The sequence below is a fragment of the Allokutzneria albata genome, from assembly GCF_900103775.1.
In the GTDB taxonomy this organism is placed as follows: domain Bacteria; phylum Actinomycetota; class Actinomycetes; order Mycobacteriales; family Pseudonocardiaceae; genus Allokutzneria; species Allokutzneria albata.
Genome location: NZ_LT629701.1, coordinates 1,878,220 through 1,897,433, shown reverse-complemented (window position 1 = coordinate 1,897,433; position 19,214 = coordinate 1,878,220). Strand labels below are relative to the sequence as shown.

22 protein-coding genes and 1 tRNA gene are annotated in these 19,214 nt (G+C 71.1%); 9 read left to right on the top strand and 14 right to left on the bottom strand.

The window, feature by feature from the left end:
- Positions 1–38 precede the first annotated feature (38 nt).
- Positions 39–653 carry an NADPH-dependent F420 reductase gene (locus BLT28_RS08455; protein WP_030433102.1) on the top strand — a complete coding sequence of 205 codons (615 nt, stop codon included), beginning with the start codon at positions 39–41 and terminating at the stop codon, positions 651–653.
- A 2-nt stretch (positions 654–655) separates the two neighbouring features.
- On the opposite strand, the gene BLT28_RS08450 is transcribed toward BLT28_RS08455, so the two are convergent.
- The 5 genes from BLT28_RS08450 to BLT28_RS08430 are packed head-to-tail and all read right to left on the bottom strand — an operon-like array spanning position 656 to position 3,649.
- Positions 656–1,153, bottom strand: a complete 498-nt coding sequence (locus BLT28_RS08450; RefSeq protein ID WP_030433101.1) for a peptidylprolyl isomerase — start codon at positions 1,151–1,153, stop codon at positions 656–658.
- 47 nt (positions 1,154–1,200) lie between these two features.
- Positions 1,201–1,890, bottom strand: a complete 690-nt coding sequence (locus BLT28_RS08445) for a hypothetical protein (protein ID WP_156051724.1) — start codon at positions 1,888–1,890, stop codon at positions 1,201–1,203.
- 52 nt (positions 1,891–1,942) lie between these two features.
- A complete protein-coding gene (locus BLT28_RS08440) occupies positions 1,943–2,374 on the bottom strand; it encodes a MerR family transcriptional regulator (protein WP_030433099.1) in 432 nt (143 codons plus the stop codon).
- A gap of 7 nt (positions 2,375–2,381) precedes the next feature.
- Complete coding sequence (locus BLT28_RS08435; protein ID WP_081900761.1) at positions 2,382–2,981, bottom strand: class I SAM-dependent methyltransferase; 600 nt, start codon at positions 2,979–2,981, stop codon at positions 2,382–2,384.
- A 44-nt stretch (positions 2,982–3,025) separates the two neighbouring features.
- The gene (locus tag BLT28_RS08430; RefSeq protein ID WP_052408093.1) at positions 3,026–3,649 is read right to left on the bottom strand and encodes a hypothetical protein; all 624 of its coding nucleotides are present in this window, start codon (positions 3,647–3,649) and stop codon (positions 3,026–3,028) included.
- Positions 3,650–3,928: 279 nt separating this feature from the next.
- On the opposite strand from BLT28_RS08430, the gene BLT28_RS08425 reads away from it, so the two are divergent.
- A tRNA-Cys gene (locus tag BLT28_RS08425) sits at positions 3,929–3,999 on the top strand.
- Between the two features lie 29 nt (positions 4,000–4,028).
- On the opposite strand, the gene BLT28_RS08420 is transcribed toward BLT28_RS08425, so the two are convergent.
- Positions 4,029–4,787, bottom strand: a complete 759-nt coding sequence (locus BLT28_RS08420) for a class I SAM-dependent methyltransferase (RefSeq protein WP_030433096.1) — start codon at positions 4,785–4,787, stop codon at positions 4,029–4,031.
- 55 nt (positions 4,788–4,842) lie between these two features.
- On the opposite strand from BLT28_RS08420, the gene BLT28_RS08415 reads away from it, so the two are divergent.
- A complete protein-coding gene (locus tag BLT28_RS08415; protein WP_030433095.1) occupies positions 4,843–5,331 on the top strand; it encodes a GNAT family N-acetyltransferase in 489 nt (162 codons plus the stop codon).
- On the opposite strand, the gene BLT28_RS08410 is transcribed toward BLT28_RS08415, so the two are convergent.
- The 4 genes from BLT28_RS08410 to BLT28_RS08395 are packed head-to-tail and all read right to left on the bottom strand — an operon-like array spanning position 5,312 to position 9,408.
- Entirely contained in the window at positions 5,312–6,145 is an 834-nt protein-coding gene (locus BLT28_RS08410) for an alpha/beta fold hydrolase (protein WP_030433094.1), read from the bottom strand. The genes BLT28_RS08415 and BLT28_RS08410 overlap by 20 nt on opposite strands.
- A complete protein-coding gene (locus BLT28_RS08405; protein ID WP_030433093.1) occupies positions 6,142–6,579 on the bottom strand; it encodes a helix-turn-helix domain-containing protein in 438 nt (145 codons plus the stop codon). Before BLT28_RS08405 ends, BLT28_RS08410 begins: the two co-directional genes overlap by 4 nt.
- 49 nt (positions 6,580–6,628) lie before the next feature.
- Entirely contained in the window at positions 6,629–8,080 is a 1,452-nt protein-coding gene (locus BLT28_RS08400; RefSeq protein WP_030433092.1) for a carboxylesterase/lipase family protein, read from the bottom strand.
- A 2-nt stretch (positions 8,081–8,082) separates the two neighbouring features.
- Entirely contained in the window at positions 8,083–9,408 is a 1,326-nt protein-coding gene (locus BLT28_RS08395; protein WP_231950690.1) for an MFS transporter, read from the bottom strand.
- 69 nt (positions 9,409–9,477) lie between these two features.
- Here BLT28_RS08395 and BLT28_RS08390 point away from each other — a divergent pair, with 69 nt between their 5' ends.
- The 3 genes from BLT28_RS08390 to BLT28_RS08380 are packed head-to-tail and all read left to right on the top strand — an operon-like array spanning position 9,478 to position 12,096.
- A complete protein-coding gene (locus tag BLT28_RS08390) occupies positions 9,478–9,954 on the top strand; it encodes a winged helix-turn-helix transcriptional regulator (protein WP_030433090.1) in 477 nt (158 codons plus the stop codon).
- Positions 9,905–11,089 (top strand): site-specific integrase, encoded by a 1,185-nt coding sequence (locus BLT28_RS08385; RefSeq protein WP_030433089.1) that lies wholly within the window; start codon positions 9,905–9,907, stop codon positions 11,087–11,089. The genes BLT28_RS08390 and BLT28_RS08385 overlap by 50 nt, the downstream gene beginning before the upstream one ends.
- 44 nt (positions 11,090–11,133) lie before the next feature.
- The gene (locus BLT28_RS08380) at positions 11,134–12,096 is read left to right on the top strand and encodes a helix-turn-helix transcriptional regulator (RefSeq protein WP_030433088.1); all 963 of its coding nucleotides are present in this window, start codon (positions 11,134–11,136) and stop codon (positions 12,094–12,096) included.
- Here the strand turns inward: BLT28_RS08380 and BLT28_RS08375 are convergent.
- A complete protein-coding gene (locus tag BLT28_RS08375; RefSeq protein ID WP_269459663.1) occupies positions 12,093–12,551 on the bottom strand; it encodes a DUF6463 family protein in 459 nt (152 codons plus the stop codon). The genes BLT28_RS08380 and BLT28_RS08375 overlap by 4 nt on opposite strands.
- Before the next feature lie 184 nt (positions 12,552–12,735).
- On the opposite strand from BLT28_RS08375, the gene BLT28_RS08370 reads away from it, so the two are divergent.
- Positions 12,736–13,554, top strand: coding sequence for an alpha/beta fold hydrolase (locus tag BLT28_RS08370; RefSeq protein ID WP_030433086.1), 819 nt, complete (start codon positions 12,736–12,738; stop codon positions 13,552–13,554).
- On the opposite strand, the gene pcaD is transcribed toward BLT28_RS08370, so the two are convergent.
- From pcaD to BLT28_RS08355, 3 genes are all read right to left on the bottom strand, one after another.
- Positions 13,551–14,321 (bottom strand): 3-oxoadipate enol-lactonase, encoded by a 771-nt coding sequence (gene pcaD, locus BLT28_RS08365; protein WP_156051721.1) that lies wholly within the window; start codon positions 14,319–14,321, stop codon positions 13,551–13,553. The genes BLT28_RS08370 and pcaD overlap by 4 nt on opposite strands.
- Positions 14,322–14,502: 181 nt before the next feature.
- The gene (locus BLT28_RS08360) at positions 14,503–15,378 is read right to left on the bottom strand and encodes an alpha/beta fold hydrolase (RefSeq protein WP_322788499.1); all 876 of its coding nucleotides are present in this window, start codon (positions 15,376–15,378) and stop codon (positions 14,503–14,505) included.
- Positions 15,379–15,421: 43 nt separating this feature from the next.
- A complete protein-coding gene (locus BLT28_RS08355) occupies positions 15,422–15,952 on the bottom strand; it encodes an ArsR/SmtB family transcription factor (RefSeq protein WP_043813834.1) in 531 nt (176 codons plus the stop codon).
- A gap of 85 nt (positions 15,953–16,037) precedes the next feature.
- Between BLT28_RS08355 and BLT28_RS08350 the strand changes: the two genes are divergently transcribed.
- Both BLT28_RS08350 and BLT28_RS08345 read left to right on the top strand, forming a co-directional pair.
- Positions 16,038–17,393 (top strand): M20/M25/M40 family metallo-hydrolase, encoded by a 1,356-nt coding sequence (locus BLT28_RS08350; RefSeq protein WP_043813857.1) that lies wholly within the window; start codon positions 16,038–16,040, stop codon positions 17,391–17,393.
- A complete protein-coding gene (locus BLT28_RS08345; protein WP_030433081.1) occupies positions 17,390–19,195 on the top strand; it encodes a S9 family peptidase in 1,806 nt (601 codons plus the stop codon). The genes BLT28_RS08350 and BLT28_RS08345 overlap by 4 nt, the downstream gene beginning before the upstream one ends.
- Positions 19,196–19,214: the final 19 nt, after the last annotated feature.

Here is a 19,214-nt window from a genome sequence, read left to right as displayed (position 1 = left end):
ACCGATCGGTGCGTATCGGTCTGCCTACCGTTCCCCGCATGCGAATCGGAATTCTGGGAACGGGAACGCTGGCGTCGGCTCTCGCGGAGAGCTGGGCCCGCGCGGGGCACGACATCGAGATCGGCGGACGGTCACCGGCCAAGGCGCTGGCGATCGCCGAGAAGGTCGGCGGACGCGCGGTGCAGCCCCGGGAAGTGGTGCGGGACAAGGACGCCGTGCTGCTCGCCGTGTCCTGGGCGGGGATCGAGGACGTGCTCCGCGGCGCGGGGGCGGCGGACGGCACGCTGCGCGGAACGCCGCTGATCGAACCGACGAACGCCGTCGAGCACGGGGTCGGCGTGCTGCTGACCGAGACCTCCGCCGCGCAACGCGTCGCCGAGCTGGCGCCCGGCGCGCACGTGGTGAAGGCGTTCCACCTGTTCGCCGCCGACCAGTGGACCAAGCCGGACGCCGAGCCGGTGACCGTCGCGATGTGCGGCGACGACACGGAGGCGGTGCGGGTGGTCTCCGAACTGGTGCGGGACGCCGGTGGGAATCCGGCGGTGTTGGGACCGCTGAGCCGCGCTCGGCAGCTGGAGGAGGCCGCACGTTTCGTGATCGGCCTGGCGTTCTCCGGTTTCGACCCCAACTCCGCCGTTCCCCGCGTGGGCTGAGGTCAGAGCACCTCGGCCTTGGTGATGACCACGTCCTCGACCGGAACGTCCTGGTGGCCACCGGCGTTGCCGGTGCGCACGCCCGCGATGCTGTCCACAGTGGACTGGCCGTCGGTCACCTTGCCGAACACCGCGTAGCCCCAGCCCTGCGCGGTCGGCGCGCTGTGGTTGAGGAAGTCGTTGTCGGAGGTGTTGATGAAGAACTGCGCGGTGGCCGAGTGCGGGTTCGGCGTGCGGGCCATGGCCACCGTGTAGTGGTTGTTCTTCAGGCCGTTGGTGGCCTCGTTCTCCACCGGCGTCCCGGTCGGCTTCTGCGACATGCCCGGCTCGAAGCCGCCGCCCTGGATCATGAAGCCCTTGATCACGCGGTGGAAGATCGTGCCGTCGTAGTGCCCGTTCTTCACGTACTCGAGGAAGTTCGCCACCGACTTGGGCGCCTTCTCGGCGTCCAGTTCGAGGACGATCTCGCCGTGGGTGGTGTGCAGCTTGACGTTGGTCATGACCAAGATCCTGCCAACTCCCCGGCCCGCGCGCGGATCGGGGCCGGTCAGGCGCCGATCTCCTGCCGCCAGGCGAGCCGGGCGCCGGGGATCGCGCAGATCGTCTCGGCCACCTCCAGCACCGGGGCGTAGATCGCCGGGTGGCACGTCCTGAGGTGGCCGAGCAGGTCCAGCTGCGCCGACGCCAACCGGCCGAGGCGTTCCTGGACCTGCTCCATCGGAGGGTCGTTCTCACACCATTCGGTGAGTTCGCCGACCGTGCCGCAGATGGTCTTCCACGCCGTGGAGTGCGCGATGCCGATCGGGATCTCCGTGCGGCGGACCGACTCGATGACGTCGTAGACGACCAGGCCGCTGTCGTCGCGGACGTGCTGCAGGCACCGGCGCCGCCAGGACAGCGACATGCCGACCGCCGTGCGCGGCCACAGGTCGGCGAGCGCGAGCACGGTGGGCGCGGCCTCGTCGGCGGACACGGTGCCCTCGATGACCGAGGCGAGCCGGGCGTAGGCGGCGGCCCTGGGCTGAACGGCCAACCAGGCGGCCCACTGCGCGAGCAGTTCGACGTTCACCCGCGCGCCGTCCGGCAGGATCCTGGCCGCCAGGAGGTGGAAGCGGGCGCCCCGCAACCGCTCGTCACCCAGGGCGAACTTGTCCAGCCACGCCTCCAGCCCGGCCCCGATCGCCTCGGCGGCCGGGTGCACTCGCTGGGCGTCGGGACGGACCCGGGCTCCGGACATGCGTCAATTCTGTGTCCTGCACGTCCGGGGAGACAGTGGTCGGACGGATGAATCACCGGGCGGTGTGGCGACCGCGCATCGCTCTGATCTGCGCTCGCACGCTGTCGCGGAACTCCGGGCACTCGGTGAACGCGCCCCGGCACTCCAGCGCGTGCACGAGCATGTCCCTGGCTCGTTCTGCCTCGGCGATCCGCGCCTCCAGCTCCACCAGCTTCGCCCCGGCCAGCTCGCGCCAGCCCCGGCCGGGCATCCCGGTCTCGGGGTCCACGCAGCCCGACACCTCGGCGATGGTGAACCCGGCCTGCTTGCCCAGCTCCACCACGGCCAGCCGGGCCAGGATGTCCTGCGCGTACACGCGCCGCCCGGCACCGTCCCTGGCCACCGACCTGATCAGGCCCTCGCGCTCGTAGAACCGCAGCGTCGAGGTCGGCAGCCGGGTCGCCGCGACGACCTCGGCGATCGTCATCACCTGGGAGCGGGTCATCGGTGTCCTATTCCGGTTTGCGCGCGGTGAACGCGACGGACTTGCCCTTCTCCGCCCGCGCCCGCCAGTGCCGGGCCGACCCGAGCCCCGCGCGCAGGCACACCTCCGCGGTGGCGCGCGCCCAGGTCTCGACGTCCCGGCCGGTGGTGCGGGTGATCGCCCAGTCGTGGGTGTGGCTGACCAGCCTGCCGCCGGGGCGCAGCACCCTGGCGACCTCGCGGACCGAGGCCTCCAACGGCTCCCAGAACTGGATGGTGTTCACGGTGATCACTCCGTCGAAGTCGGCGTCGGGGAAGGGCAGGGCGTCCGCTTTCCCCCGGTGCAGCTCCATCCGGCCGGCGGCGATGGCGCGCCGGTTGCGCCTGGTCGCCGCGCGCAGCATCACCGCGGACGGGTCGATCCCGGCGATGTGGCCCTCCGGCAGCCGCTCGGCGAGCAGGCGGAGGCCGACGCCGGGACCGAACCCCACGACCAGCACGCGGTCGTGGGGTCGTGGGTCCAGCTCGGCGACGGCCTCCGCCTCCGCGGCCCGGTTGCCGCCCGCCATGACGAGTGCCGAGATCCGGCCGAGGAGGCCGTCGAAGATCCGGTCGGGGTTCACAGCCATGGTCGGACACTGTCAGTGGAACCACGGTTCAACGCAACCGCGCGTCAGCTGATGTGCTTGTACCGGCGCGGCTCCCACTGCCCCTTGTCGGTGAAGAAGGGGTAGGGGATCTTGCGGTAGGCGGTGCCGCCCTGGCTGCTCGACTGGTCGTAGGCCCAGTAGTGCGTCCGGCCGGCGTTGGCCCACTTGTGGAAGAGGATCACGTGCCGGGTCCGGTTGGTGCCGTGCCAGTCGATCAGGACGTCCCCGGCCTTGAGGTCGGCCTTGGCGATCTTCTTGGTGTAGCTCTGCGCCAGGCCGACGGTGTTGGTACCGCCGTACTTGCCCTTGGGCAGCTTCCACGCCATCGAGACGTAGCCGGAGCAGTCCTGCCGGTAGCCGTCCCGCCACTTGCGCGCCTGGCTGTAGGCGACCTTGCGGCCGCCGTTGGCGGTCAGCCACGCCTTGGCGCGCTGGATCACCTGCGCCCTGGCGATCCGCTCCGCCTCGGCGCCCGGTTCGAGGGTGTCCTCGTAGGGCAGGGCCTCCGGGCCCTCCGGACCGATACCGCCGATGTCGCCGCTGAGGTCCTGGTCGACGCCCGCGGGTTGGGCCAGCGCCACCGCCGGGACGGCGGCGCCCAGCGCCAGGCACGCGGTCAGCGCGCAGGCGATGCTTGCTGTTCTCATGTTCCACCTCGGTGAGCAGGGGGTAGGTGGTCGGCGGACAGCATTGCCCAGCGCGGTTAAGCACCGGAAAAGCACCGCCTACGGAAGCGGCGCCGCAAACCGTTGAAGAGAATTGTTGACGCGGCCGGGAGAAAAGGGCATAGTGGTCGGCATGCAGCGCATCGACCTCCTCTGTTGTCGCCCCGGCTCTCCGCCGTGACCTCAGTGTTCGGTCATGCCTGGGAGCCGCCGGTCGACTAGTCGACACAGGCGGCTTTCTTGTTTTCGCACGCCCTTTTCGGCCAAGTGCCCGAGTGGTTAGGGAGCCGCCTGCAAAGCGGTCCACGCCGGTTCGATTCCGGTCTTGGCCTCGAAGAAATTCGCCCACCCGGCGAATTCGTCAGACGGGCTTCGTGGCGGTGGTCAGCCAGGCCGTGCCGCGCAGCCGGACGGCGTCGGGCTCCTCGAAGCGCCGCAACGCGCGGATGATGTCCTGGCGCATCGCGGCCGCGCGGGCCCGCACCGGCCCCCACCCGCAGAGGAAGTCGGCGGCGTCGATCGCGTCGCGGCCCCAGACCTGCGGAGCGTCGACCGCGGTCACGTCGACGTCGACGAAGCCGCTCAGCACCTCGCGGATCGAGTCGGGGTCGGACAGCGGCATCGGCCTCATCGGCGCGCCGAGCACGCTTTCGAGATCGCCCAGCCCGCGCACGCTCAGCACCGCGAGCCTGCCGCCAGGGCGCAGTGAGCGGCCGATGTTGCCGAACGCCGCCACCGGATCGGCGAAGAACATCACGCCGAAGCGGCTGATCACGACGTCGAACTCCGCGTCGGCGAACGGGTGCACGTGGGCGTCGCCCCGCACGAAGTGCGCGGTGGGCTCGGTGGCGAGTTCGGCGGCACGGCGGAGCATCGCCTCGGACAGATCGATGCCGACCGCCGCACCGGCCGACGCGCGCCGGGCGGCGAGCCGCGTGAGCTGCCCGGCACCGCAACCGACGTCCAGCACCCGGTTCCGCGCTCCGATGGCCGCCGCGTCGAGCACCGCGTCGTTGAAACCGCTGTTCACCGCGTCGTAGCGGGCGTGGTTGTCCGCCCAGTGGGTGCCGTCGTAGCCGTTCCACACCGCGGCCTGCTCGGTGTTGGCGATGGGGTGCACGGGTCCTCCGGAAAATCTGTCGCGGGCACGTCGCCGCTCGCAGAGACTCGGCAGCGTGCTGATCAGAGAAGCAGTTGACGGTGACTGGCCGTCGATCTGGCCGTTCCTGCATGAGATCGTCTCCGCCGGGGAGACCTACAGCTGGCCGAGGGACGTCGACGAGGTCACCGCGCGGGAGATGTGGATGCCCGCCGCGAAGAGCCGCACCGTCGTCGCGGTGGACCCCGACGGCACCGTGCTCGGCTCCGCTCGCATGTACGCCAACCACATGGGGCCCGCCTCGCACATCGCCAGCGCGAGCTTCATGGTCGACGCCAAGCACTCCGGCCGGGGTGTCGGCCGGGCGCTCGGCGAGCACGTCATCGACTGGGCGCGGACCGCGGGCTTCCGGGGCATCCAGTTCAACGCCGTGGTGGAGACCAACACCAGGGCGGTGGCGCTGTGGCGCTCACTCGGCTTCGAGATCATCGGCACCGTGCCGGAGGGCTTCCGGTCCACCGCCCACGGCTACGTCGGGCTGCACATCATGTACCTGAAGCTGTGAAGGCGATCGCCGCCGGGACCTGCGCCGTGAGGTCGTGCCCGGCGGCGACCACGTGCACGGAGGCGTGCGGGAGGACCTCCCGGAACCGCTGTGCGGTCGTGGCCGTGTCGAGCATCGGGTCCCGGTCGCCGACGATCACCGACACCGGCATGGTCAGCCGCCGCAGCTCGTCGTCGGTGAACGTGGGGATGCGCATGCGCGGCTTGAAGTGCTTGAAGATCAGCACCAGTGCGTCGACGACCTCCGGCTGGACGTCGTCGCCCAGTGCCGCCTTCACCGACTTCCGCAGTCCGCGCTCACCGGCCAGGGTCATCGCGAGCAGCTTGAGCAGCAGTCCCCTCGGCCGCTTGCCCACCCCCGCGGGCGTGAGCAGCGCGAGGCGGGACACCCGCTCCGGCCGCCGCGACGCGTAGTCGATCGAGAACCAGCCACCGAGGGACATGCCCATCAGCGCCACGGGGCTCGTCAGGCCGAGGCCGGTGAGCACGTCGTCCAGCCACCGCGCGTACGCCTCGCTGCCCATCTGCGGGCGGTTGGGCGCGCTCAGCCCGGGCTCGCCGATCACGTCGACGGCGTAGACGCGGTGGTGCTCGGCCATCTCGACGGCGTTGGCCATCCAGTTGGTGGCGTTGGCGCCCGAGCCGTGGATGGCCACCAGCGGCGGCGCGCCGGCCCTGCCGAAGACGAACACGAAGGTCTCGCCCTCGCGGGTGGGCACGAGCACGCGCTCGGCGGGGACCGGCCACCGCTCGAGGACTTCCTGGTACTTCTGCTCGACCTGCTCGCCACCACCGGTGGTGCGGTAGATCATCATCGGTCGCCCTCCAGGAACTCGCCGATCAGCCTGAGCACGTCGGCGGTCAGGCCGGGCTCGCCGATCACGATGATCTTGAGGCTGGCCCGCTGCTCGTCGTAGATGGTCTGCACGCGCAGCATCCCGCCGCCGGAGCCGCGACCGTTGAGCGAGCCGGTGATGCCCATGCTCACCCGGTTCGCCTCGGCCTGGCCGATCGCGTCGACCTGCACGACGCTGGACACCTCGACGTGCCGGGTCCGCCGCGCCGACTCCCTCGGCGTCGCGGGCACACCGCCGCCGGTCAGTTCCTCCAGGTCGGAGCGGCTGATCCGGTACTGCTTGCCGATCCGGACGGCCTTCAACCGCCCGTCGCGGACGTAGTTGCGCACCGTCCGCACGTGCAGGTTGAGCCGCTCGGCGACCTGCTCCACCGAGTACATTTCTTCCGTCATGTTCCCAAACTTACCCCATAAAGGGAAAAATAGGGAGCGATAGGGAAGTTTAGGTAAACCAGGTGCTGGAGGGCCAGGTCGCCTCGCCCCACGCCAGCCGCTCTTCGCGCCGCGGGTCGAACTCCAGCGCGGCCCCGGCCTCGCCCAGGACCAGCACCGGGCGCCGGTCGCTGTCGTAGGCCCGCCAGCCCGGGTCGCCGTCACGGATGAACGACACCCACGCCCGGTGCATCTCCTTGCCCAGCCCAACGCGCTCCGGCTTGGGCGAACGCGGCGCGCGCATCCCGGGCAGCGGCTCCGGGACATCCCAGGCCATCGCGGTCTCCGTGCCGTGACCACCGTCGAGCTCACGGGTCAGGCCGGGCGCGGCGACGTCGACGCGGTAGCGGTAGACCGTGGCGAACCGGGACTGCGCGTCGGCGAGGCGCTGCGTCGGGATGCCGTACCGCTCATCCCCCATCGCCGCGACCATCGCGGCGACGTCGCTGGTCAGGCCGCGAGTGTTCCGATACGCCTTGAGCAGTGCCTCGTACCCGTCCGCGCCGAGGATCGAGCCGATCACCGCGGCCGCCGGCGCGGTCACCTCCTCCGCTCCGTACATGGCGGCGTACAGCCCCGCCTCGTTGCCGTTGTTGCCGACCAGCAACGGCACTCCGGCCGCACTGCCCGAGGCGATCAGTTCGATCGGGACCGCGGGCAGCACGTCGGGGTGGACGGTGGGCCGCCACAGCCACAGCGCTTCCATCCCGGACTGGATGCGTTCCTGCGCGGCGATCACCTCGTCGGCCGGGATCGCGCGGGCGGCTTCGGCGTCGGCGCAGCCCAGCTCCTGGAGCAGGCGACGCCCGACCGCGGCGCCGACCTCCGGCGCCGAGACGTGGTCACCGCCGCCACTGCTGGAGATGGCGCGCGCGAACAGCCCCTCGGCCGCCGGGCTGGCCATCAGGTTGGCGACGCTCTTCGCGCCTGCGGAGACGCCGTAGATGGTGATCTTGTCGGGATCGCCGCCGAACGCCGCGATGTTCTCGCGCACCCAGCGCAGCGCGGCGATCTGGTCGAGCAGCCCGCACACGCCCGAGTCCGGCTCGCCGTCCAGCTGCGCGAACCCGAGCGCGCCGAGCCGGTAGTTGATCGTGACGACCACGATGCCCGCCCTGGCGAACGCGGCGCCCTCCCCCATCTGCCGGGAGCTGCCGGTCCGATAGCCGCCGCCGTGCAGCCACACGAGCACCGGCATGGCCTCACCCGTCTTCGGGGCGCAGACGTTGAGGTAGAGGCAGTCCTCACCGGCGGGGTGCTTGCTCGACCCGGGCGCGTTGGCCGGTTGCGGTGCCTGCGGTCCGAACTCGGAGGCGTCCCGCACGCCCTCCCAGCCCGGTGCGGGGCGCGGCGCCCGCCACCGCAGGTCGCCGACCGGCGGGCTCGCGTAGGGGATTCCGCGCCACACGACGTGATCGTCGAGTTCCACCCCGCGCAACGCGCCCTGCCGCACAGTCACCATGGTCACGAGCGTAGTGCGGTCGCCGCGGCGATCAGCGCGCTGATCAACGGCACCACCAGCGCGACGTGGAAACCACCGGCGAGCGCGCCGGTCACCGCGGACAGGCCGAGGGCGGCGCCGAACTGGAACGAGGTGTACAGCAGGCCGCTGGCCAGGCCGTGCTCCGACTCCTCGACCCCGGTCGTCGCGGTGATCGTCAGCGGGCCGTAGGCCAGGGCGAACGACACTCCGAGCAGGATCATCGTGGGGAACATCGCCGCGTAGCCCCAGTCCGGGCCGACCGGCAGGAACAGCGCGTAGGCCAGCACCGCGAGCAGCATCCCGGCGACGATCACCCGACGGTGGCCGAACCGGGCGACCAACCGCGGCGTGAGCGTCGGGGCGAGCACGGCGTCCGCACCGATGGCCAGCATCGCGAAGCTCGTCGCGAGCGTCGACCAGCCGCGCACCTCTTGGAGGTACAGCACGGCCAAGAACTGGAAACCGAAGAACGCCGCGGCGAGCAACAGCGTCGTCAGGTTCGCGTGCACCAACCGCGTCGAGCGCAGAATTCCCAGGCGTACCAAGGGTTGCGCGGCCCGGCGCTCCCACAGCACGAAGAACGTCAGCAGCGCGATCGCCACCACCGCCGCGGCCGCGGTCGACACGAACGAGGTGTGCGGGGCGCGCTCGACGGCCAGCACGAGCACCACCAAGGCCGCCGTGATGGTGACCGCGCCGACGACGTCGACATCGCGGGCGGAGCGCGCGACACGCGGCTGCCGGGGGATCAACCGCACCGCGGCGGCGAGCAGGCAGAGCGCGAACAGCACGGGCGCGAGGAACACCCACCGCCAGTCGATCGCCGACAGCACTCCGCCGATGACCAGGCCGAGCGAGAAGCCGGCGGCCGCGGTGCCCGCGTAGATCATCAGCGCCCGGTCCCGCACCGGCCCCTCCGGCACCGTGCTGGTGATGATCGACAGCCCGGCCGGGGTCATGAACGCGGCCGCGACCCCGGTGACGAAACGCGCGATGATCAGCGTCCCGCCGTCGTCCGCGATCGCGCCGAGGCCGGAGAACAGCACGAACACGGTGAGCCACAGCAGGAACATCCGCCGCCTGCCCAGCAGGTCCGCCGCCCGGCCGCCGAGCAGCATGAAACCGCCGTAGCCCAGCACGTAGGCGCTCATCACCCACTGCAGCGTGCCCGTGGACAACCCCAGATCGGCCCGGATCGACGGCAGCGCGACATTGATCATCGCGATGTCCACGCCCTCCAGGAAGATCGCCCCGCACAGCACGGTCAGCAGCGAGCCGATCCGTTCCCGCCCAGCCGTCAACACCACAGAAATCCCCTTCTGACCTGCACGGTTCCCTCTTGTAACCAAGGCAAGCTTCGAGCAGACTCGGCGCTTGTGGAAGAAGGCACTTCAAAGTCAGCCAGTTACTCCGCGGGAACCGAGCACGATCCCTACGACGCCCGGCAGTGGGACATCCGCGAGGGCTGCGAGGTGCGGCAGATCCTGGACCGGATCGCGGACAAGTGGTCGCTGCTCGTGGTGGCGCTGCTGGCCAGCAGGCGGATGCGGTTCACCGAACTGCTCCGCGAGGTCGACGGCGTCAGCCAGCGGATGCTGACGGTGACCCTGCGCCAGCTCGAACGCGACGGCCTGGTGGAACGCACGGTGTACCCGGTGGTGCCGCCCAGGGTGGAGTACGAGCTGACCCCGCTCGGGGTGACGCTGCACTCGGCGGTGCAGTCGCTGGTGGTGTGGACCGAGACGCACCAGGAGGAGATCGCCGCCGCGCGCTTCGCCTACGACCAGGCCCTAGAATCCGATCATGGGCGAACTGATCCCGCTTCCGGAGCCGGTTCGCGTCGCGCTCGGTGACCGGCCGCGCAGCGTCCTGATCGACTCGGCCGCGCTCGCCGAGGTGCGGGCGCGCTTCGCCGACTCCCAGGCCGAAGCGCTGGCCAAGTACCTCGAAGAGTCCCAGTCCCCCAACACGTTGCGGGCCTACCGCGCCGACTGGATCGGCTGGGCGGGCTGGTGCGCGCAGGAAGGGCGCCAGGCACTGCCGGCCGATCCGCTCGACGTCGCGGTGTACCTCGCCGCCGCGGCGGAGGCCCGCGCGGACGACGGGGTCCGCTGGGCCTTCGCACCGTCCACTTTGGAGCGCAAGGCTGCCGCGATCGCCGCGGTGCACGCCGCCAACGGCCTGCCGTCGCCCACCCGCTCGGACGTGGTTCGCTTGACGCTGCGCGGAATCCGCCGCAGCCGCCGCGCGCAGCCCAAGCGCAAACGGCCGGTTCTGCTGCACACGCTCACCGAGCTGCTGGCGCAGTTGCCCGAGCCCGGCTGGCCGACCGAACCGGCGCGCAGGCGCGACGCGCTGGTGTTGCTGATCGGCTTCGCCGGGGCGTTGCGGCGCAGTGAGCTGGCGACGATCTCCCTCGACGACGTGGACGTGCAGACCGATCCGGGCACGGGCGAGCCGGTGCTGATCATCAGGCTGCCGGTGACCAAGACCGACCCGACCGGCGTGCGCCAGCAGCAGGTGGCGCTGCCGCGTGGCCAGCGCCCGGACACCTGCCCGGTGTGCGCCTACGTCGCGTGGACGGAACTGCTGGAGATCCCCACGCACGAACAGCTTCGAGCCCACTCGTTCGAGACCTCGACGACGCTCCACCGCTGCCACGGTTTCCAGGGCACACCGCTCAGCGACGGCACCGGCAGGCCGCTGTTCCCGTCGGTGAGCAGGCACGGGCGGATCTCCTCGACCGCGATGGCCGGCCGCGCGGTGGCGGAGCTGATCAAGCGGTACGCGGCCAAGGCGGGCCTCGACCCGCAGTTGTTCTCCGGGCACTCGCTGCGCGCGGGTTTCGCGACGCAGGCGGCGCTGGGCGGGGCCAGCGACCGCGAGATCATGCGCCAGGGCCGTTGGGCCAACCCGCGCACGGTGCACCGCTACATCCGGATCGCCACCCCGCTCGAGGACAACGCGGTCACCAAACTCGGACTGTGAGAACCAGGCCAGGTTCTGTCACCCTTCGATGAGAAGGTGGACGCATGGGAGACACGCCAGGGCGGCTGCTGAGCCTGTTGTCGCTGTTGCAGACCCCTCGGGAGTGGCCGGGCAGCGAGCTGGCCGAGCGGTTGGAGGTCAGCCTCCGCACCATCCGCCGGGACATCGACCGGTTGCGGTCCCTGGGCTACCCGGTCGAGGCGACGATGGGCTCGGTCGGCGGATACCGCCTGGTCGCGGGCACCGCGCTGCCGCCGTTGCTGCTCGATGACGACGAGGCCGTGGCGATCGCCGTCGGCCTGCGGACCGCCGCGGGGCACGCCGTCGCGGGCATCGAGGAGTCGTCCGTGCGCGCACTGGCCAAGCTCGAACAGGTCCTGCCGTCGCGGCTGCGCTACCGCGTCGGCGCGTTGAACTCCGCCACCGTGCCGGTGCTCTCGACGCCGGGGCCGCTGGTGGAGCCGGGCGTGCTGACCGTGCTGGCCGCGGCGATCGCGAACCACGAGCGGGTGCGCTTCGCCTACAGCGCCGCCGACGACACGGAGTCCAAGCGCCACATCGAGCCGCACAGCCTGGTGCCCTCGGGGCGGCGGTGGTACCTCGTCGCGTTCGACCTCGATCGCGACGACTGGCGCATGTTCCGGGTCGACCGGATCGCCGAGCCGCTCGCGACCGGTGCGCGTGCTACCCAGCGGACGTTGCCAGCATCGGATGCCGCGGAGTTCCTGACGAGCAAGATGTACTCGCTCGCGCCGACCTACAGCGCCGTCGCCACCGTGCACATGCCGCTGCGCGAGCTGTCCGCGCGCTTCGGTGGCAACGCCGACCAGTTCGAGGAGATCTCCCCGACCACTTGCCGCGTGCGCAGCGACGCCGACACGATCGAATGGCTCGCGCTGCGGCTGGCGGTGCTCGGCTGCGAGTTCGAGGTGCACGACCCGCCCGAGCTGGTCGAGCACCTGCGGGGACTGGGGGAACGCATCACTCGGGCGGCGTCGGTCCGCTAGGGCTTGTCCTCAGAGCGGGTTCGGCGCGCGGTCCAGGCGCCGACCACGAGCAGCACGCCGGTGAGGAGCAGGGTCATCGTTCCGGCGTCGAAACGGCCCAGCAGTCCGATGAGAACAGCCCACGCGAGGACGCCCCATCCCACCCAGCCGGGCACGGGTTCCCCGCGCCGGGCCAGGCGGATCACCGGCGAGCCGAGCAGGAGCAACGGCACACCGAAGCTGCCAGGGCTGAACCAGAACGCCTCCGCCACGGCGAGCCGATCGGCGGAGGGGTTCAGCGTGACCGTGTTGAAGAAGCCTTCGTCGAGGATCTGAGCCCAGACGTCCTGGCGCATCAGAGCGGCGGTCACCGTGTGGAGGATGCCTCCGCACACCGCGAGAAGACCACCCCACGCGGAGACGGTTCGCCACCAGGCGCGAGTTGGGGGAAGGCGGTCCCATGACCGCGGCGACAGCCAGGGCGAGAAAGGCGTCCGTGACGACCGGGTGGGCGCGCATCCACCGATCTGCGCGGTCGGTCCAGGTCACCGCGCGATTGCAGACTTCGGCACCGCGACGACCCGGCCGCCTGCGCTCGGCCGCTCGATGTCGGTGCTCGCGCCTACGATCAGGCTCCCTCGACGAATGGAGCGGGAAGCCATGACCCAGACGGTGCGGTCCGCCGACGGCACGCCCATCGCCTACGACCGGCTCGGTGACGGCCCGCCGCTGATCTACGTCGGCGGCGCGACGATGACCAGGAAGTCCGACCCGGACCTGGCGAAGCTGCTGGCCGAGCGCTTCACCGTCTACTGCTTCGACCGCAGGGGCCGCGGTGACAGCGGCGACCCGATGCCGCCGGGCGCGCCCGCGCAGAACGAGGAGCAGGCCGCGGCCGCCGAGGTCGAGGACATCGCCGCGCTCATCGCCGAGGCGGGCGGGGCGGCGATACTCTACGGCATGTCCTCCGGTGGCGCGCTGGCCCTGGAGGCGACCGCCTCCGGGCTCCCGGTCACCCGGCTCGCGATCTACGAGGCCCCGTTCGCCGAGGACACCCCCGCGCAGCGCAAGGGCGCCGCCGAGTACGCCACGCGGCTCACCGAACTGCTGTCCGAGGGCAGGCGAGGCGATGCGGTGGCGCTGTTCATGAGCATCACCGGGATGCCGGAGGAGACGATCGAGCAGATCAAGAACATGCAGACGTGGCCTGCGCTGGAGGCAGTGGCGCCGTCGCTGGCCTACGACGCCGCGGTGCTGCGCTACTACGCCAGGGGCGGCACCGTTCCCCTCGAGTCCCTTGCCGCCGTGACCGTTCCGACGTTGGTGATGAGCGGCGGCGACAGTCCCGCGTTCTTCGGCTCGGCGGCGCAGAAGATCGCCGACGGCGTGCTCAACGGAGAGCACCGCGTGCTGGCCGGGCAAACCCACTACGTGGACCCGCACGTGCTCTCCGCCGCGCTCGTCCGGTTCCTGCGCTAGGGGTTGCCCGCAGCGTGTTTCACATGCTCGAGGATCAGCTGGGTGAACCGCCCGGCCTGCTCGTAGCTGCCGAGGTGCGCGGCGTGCTCGACGACCTCGAACCGGGCACCTCGGACAGCCTCCGCGATCACGCGGCCGTGCTGCGGCGGCAGTGCCTCGTCGTCGGCGCCCGAGATGACCAGGGTCGGCGCGACGATCTTCGACAGGCCCGCTACGAGGTCGAGGCCGGCGAGCAGCTCACAGCAGGACGCGTAGCCCTCGGGCGGTGTCGTCGCGATCATCTCGCGCATCCTCGCGGCTTGCTCGGGGTTCGCGCTGATCCAGTCCTGGGTGAACCAGCGGCCGACGGCGCCCGGGGCGACGCTTTCAACGCCTCCGGCGCGCACGGTCTTGGCCCGGTCAAGCCACATCTGCGAGTTGCCGGGCCGCGCGGACGTGCAGCACAGCACCAGGCAGCGGATGCGCTCCGGAGCGTTCTGCGCGAGCCAGATCCCCGTCATGCCGCCAAGGGAGAGGCCCACGAAATGGGCCGATTCGATCCCCAGCGCGTCCAGCAGCCCGAGCACGTCGCCACCGAGATCGTCGATGCCGTACGGACCGTGCGGGACGGGTGATCGGCCGTGCCCCCGGGTGTCATAGCGGAGCACGCGAAAACCGTTGTCCACCAACGGTTCTAACTGCGGGTCCCAGATCTCCAGCCTGCTGCCGACGGAGTTGCTGAATACGACGACCGGACCGTCTGCCGGGCCGTCCACCACGTGGTGCACCACTCCCCCTTTGTCCGCCTGCGCTTCGAGAGCGACGGCCAATCCCTGACCGACGATCGCGTCACCGTTGACGATAGTCGGATACCGGCGCCTTCAAGCGCGATCTCCGCCGCGCGCACCGGGCGGATGCCGAACACGTCGAAGTGACGCCGCTGTCCAAGCATCCCAGCGACATCAGGTCCTAGCGGGGGCAGATCGAGCGCAGGACCCGCTCCGAGTGGGTCCACAGGATCGCCCCGCCCGCACTGTCCACAATGGTCCGCTGGGCGGTGGGCATGCGCTGCGCCAAGGACTCGCCGAAGTCCGGGGAGTGCACGGGACTGGTGTCGTTCGCGCCGAACCAGAGGTGAACCGGCACGGTGATCGCGGCGAGGTCGAAGGGCCACGGACGCATGGCCAGCACGGTGTCGCGGGCGTAACCGGCAGGCCCCTGCACGAAGCACTCCGCCATGGCCTGGCGGTAGGCCCGCGCGAAAGCCAGGTCGGTGTAGACGGCCCGGTCGTCCTCGCCGCTCATCGTGATCACCATGTCCCACATGGCATCCGCGCTCATCCCGGCGAACAGCTCCGTCGCGGCGCCCGGGTCGTTCACCGCCAGTTCAACCGTCCGCCGCACGTCCGGGACGAGGAGATCGGCGAAACCCGGCTGGGCCAGCTCGTCCCCGGCCGACACCAACGCGACCGACCCGGTGATCCCGGCCGCGGCACAGGCCAGCGCGAAGGGCGCTCCCTGGGAGAACCCCACCACCGCGGGTTTGGTGATCCCGCGCGCCTTGAAGAGCTGCGCGATGTCGTCGGCCCAGTCCGTCAGCTCGCGATCGGGCTGAGGGTCGGAGGCGCCGAGCCCCGGCCGGTCGACCGAGATCAGCCGCACGTCCAGCGCGTGCACGACGTCGGCGCCGAAGCCGAGCCACCGGCTGGTCGCGGCACCGGGGCAGAGCAGCACCGGAGTGCCGTCCTCGGGACCCCACTCCGCCCAGCCCAGCGCCCTGCCGTCGGGCAACGACGTCCGCCCCAGCCGCCCCGGTTCCGCGACCCCGCTCAGCACACCGTCCACACCGGACATCCTCCCGCCCGGCAAGCCCGGCCGTGAAACGAAACTACGACTGATGAGGGGGCCGGAGCGCGAGGGACCAGAGGTAGCTGAGGGGTTCGCCTGCGGGGTCCTCGCGCGCCTCGAACTCCGCGAGCAGGGTGCCGAGACGACGGTTGAGCTCGGCCTGCGACTCGGCGTTCAGCCGGAGCACCCCGCGCGCGATGTCACGGCTGGCGTCGGGGCCGGCCTGGGCGAGTTCGGCGCGGTGGGCGGAGAGCAGCGCGAGGTCCATCTGCTGCACGAGCTCCGCGGCGTCGAGGTCGAGCGCGACGAGGCCCCGGGTGCGGCCGGTGGCGCGGTAGGGCCGCTCCAGCGCGCCGCGAGCACCGGTGCGGACCTCCTGCGCCTCCAGGAACTCCGCGGTGACCAGCGCGCGGACGTGCCGGAGCGTGGTCGCCGGGGACATCTCCAGTCGCTGGGCGATCTGCTGGTTGGTCAACGCCTGGTCCAGGCACAGCCGCAGGATTCGCCAGCGCAACGGATGGCCGAGCACCTTCAGCTCCGCCACGGTCGCCGTGCGCGTCGGTCGGGACATCCGTGGAGGTTAACCGATCTCTCCTTGTCCGACGCCCGCGCTTCGTGGTACCGATTTCATAAAGTGCAATCACTTGGGGGTGCCGGTGGACGTTCTGATCGACCAGGTCCGGCTGTGGGTGGCCGACCGCTCGGAAAGCCTGATCACCGAGCTCGGCGCGTGGGTGGCGCAGCCCAGCATCAGCCGGACCGGTGAGGGCATGCCGGAGGCGCTGCTGCACGGGCTGGACCTGCTGCGCTCCAGCGGCCTGGCGCCCGAGGTGGTGCCCACGGACGGCTTGCCCTCCCTGATCGGCACCGCGGAGGGCCCACCGGGCGCCCCGCACGTGCTGATCTACGGCCACTACGACGTCCAGCCCGCGGGCCCGCTCGACGAGTGGGTGTCACCGCCGTTCGAGCCCGAGGTCCGCGACGGCCGGATGTACGGGCGCGGCACCGGCGACAACAAGGCGCAGCACTTCGCGCAGCTCCTGGGCTTGCGGGTGTTGCGAGAGCTGACCGGTGGCCTGCCGTGTCGCGTCACCGTCCTGCTCGACGGCGAGGAGGAGATCGGCAGCCCGCACCTGGCTGACGTCGTCCGCGAGCGGTTCACCGACGACCGCCCTGACCTGGTGCTGTGGAGCGACGGGCCGGTGCACGAGTCCGGCCGCGCATGCGTGGTGCTCGGCGTCCGCGGCATCGTCACCTTCGAGCTGCGGGCCAAGGGAGCACGGGCGCCGCTGCACTCCGGCAACTGGGGCGGAGTCGCGCCGAACCCGGCGTGGCAGCTCGTCCAGCTCCTCGCGACGATGCGCGACGCGGACGGCAACGTCCTGGTCAAGGGCTGCACGGACGGCGCGATCCCACTGTCCGCGGAGGAGCGTGCCGCACTGGAGGCATTACCGCTCGACCTCCCCGAAGTGCTCGCCGAGATCGGAACGACCCGGTTGGAGCCCTCACCGCTGCCTGGCTACTACGAGCGCCTGACCGCGCCGACCTTCACGATCAACTCGTTGACCTGCGAAGACGGCGACGAGCACCGCACGGTGATCCCGAGCGTCGCGGTGGCTCGCTGCGATATGCGACTCACCGGCGGACAACAGGTCCCCGACGTGATCGAGGCACTGCGGCGGCACGTGGCCGAACACGCGCCGGACGTCGAGTTCCTCGCCGGAGGCGCCATGCCACCGTCGCGCACGTTGCCTGAGACGCCCTACACGCGCGCGATCCTCGCCGGAGCCGAACTCGGTCTCGGCGAGCCGCCGCTGCTGATGCCCGCGCTCGGCGGCAGCCTGCCGATCGCCGCGTTCACCGACGTGCTGGACGTGCCCTGTTACGGCGTGCCGCTGGCCAACGCCGACGAACGCAACCACGCGCCGAACGAGAACATGGAGATCGACCGGTTCCTCAACGGCATCGTCGCCGCCGCGGCGATCCAGCACACCCTGGGAGGGCCGCGGTGATCATCGACCAGCTCGACGGGTTCGCGCCGAGCCCGGACGGCACCGTGCTCGCCTACATCTCCGACGCAGGCGGCTCACCACAACCGTGGTGCCTGCGGCTCGACGGCACCGAGCCACCACGACTGTCCGAAGTGGATGGAACGGTGACCAGGCTGGCGTGGCGGCCGGACGGCGGCAGACTGCTCGTCCAGGTCGATCCGAACGGCGCCGAGAACTACCGGCTGGCCGAGATCGACCTGGTCAGCGGTGTCGTGGAGTGGCTGACCCCGGAAGGCGTCCGTGCCGAGATCGGCGTGCCCTACGCCAGTTCCGGCAACTCGTACAGCCCGGACGGGCGCCTGCTGGCGTACTCGACCAGCGAGAGGGACGAGACGGTCTTCGACGTCTACGTCCGGGACCTCACCACGGGCGCGGTGACCACCGTGCTTCAAGCGGGTGATCAGGTCAGCGAGGACCGCTACCTGCCGATGTTCTTCTCGCCCGACTCGCGTCGCCTGCTGGTGCTGCGGATGCACCAGGGCACCGAGCACGACCTGTTCGTCTGCCACCTCGACACCGGCGCGGTCGAGCACATCACTCCGCACGAAGGCCCGGCGAAGTTCCTGCCCGCGGCGTGGGCGGAGGACGGGATCTACGTCTGCACCACCCTCGGTCGTGATCACACCGGGCTCGCGCTGCTCAAGCCGGACGGATCGCTCGACTGGGTGGCCACGCCGGAGCACGACGTCGACGGCGCGGCGCTCTCGCCCGACGGGCGATGGCTGGTGTGGAGCGCCAACGTGGCGACCTACAGCCGGCTTGAGTGGCTGAACCGGCGAAGCGGTGAGCGCGGGACGGTGGACGGTCTCCCCCGCTGTGTCGCCACGCAGGAGTTCGGCTACGACGGCCAGACACTGCACGTGCGCGGCGACGACCTGTTCCTCACCGCTGCCAGGCCCACCGCCGCGAAGGACGCGTGGTCGGTGAACCTCACGACCGGCAGGGCCCGCCAGCTCACCGATTGCGGCCCGGACCTGCCGGACGACCTGGTCGAGCCGGAGGTGGTGCGCTTCCCGAGCGCGGACGGCCGCACCGTGCACGGCCTGCTCTACCGCCCGCGCGGGGTCTCCAAGGCAGGGGTCGTCGTCGACATCCACGGCGGCCCGGAGCACCAGACCCGGCCCTGGTTCTCGCGGATGACGCAGGAGCTGCTGGCACGCGGGATCGGCGTGCTCGCGACGAACATCCGCGGCTCCTCCGGCTACGGGCTGAGCTACCAGCGGTTGATCTACCGGGACTGGGGCGGCGGTGACCTCGACGACCTGGCGGGCGCCGCGGCGTACCTCAACGGGCTGAGCTGGGTGGACGGTCAGCGGCTCGGGGTGTTCGGCGCGTCCTACGGCGGTTTCGCGGTGCTGAGCTGCCTGACCAGGCTGCCGCAGCTGTGGCGCGCGGGTGTCTCGATCTGCGGCGTGTCCGACCTGGTCAGCGACGTGCGGTCGTTCCCGCCGACGTGGCGGCGCCGGGCGAAGGACTGGGTCGGCGACCCCGACGATCCGGCGGACCACGCGCGGCTGCGCGAGGCCAGTCCCCACCGGCACGCGCACCGGCTGCAGGCGCCGTTGCTGCTGGTGCACGGGATCAACGACACGCGGGTGTCGATCGCCGAGTCCGACAAGATGTACGCGCGACTGGTCGAGCTGGACCTGCCGGTGAAGCTCGTCCGGGTGGACGGCGAGGGGCACGTCGTCGCCGACCGCGAGACCAAGGAGAGCGAGCAGGAGATGGTCCTGCACTGGTTCACCCGCCATCTCGCGCCGTGACCTCGAGCGAAGTCGAGGT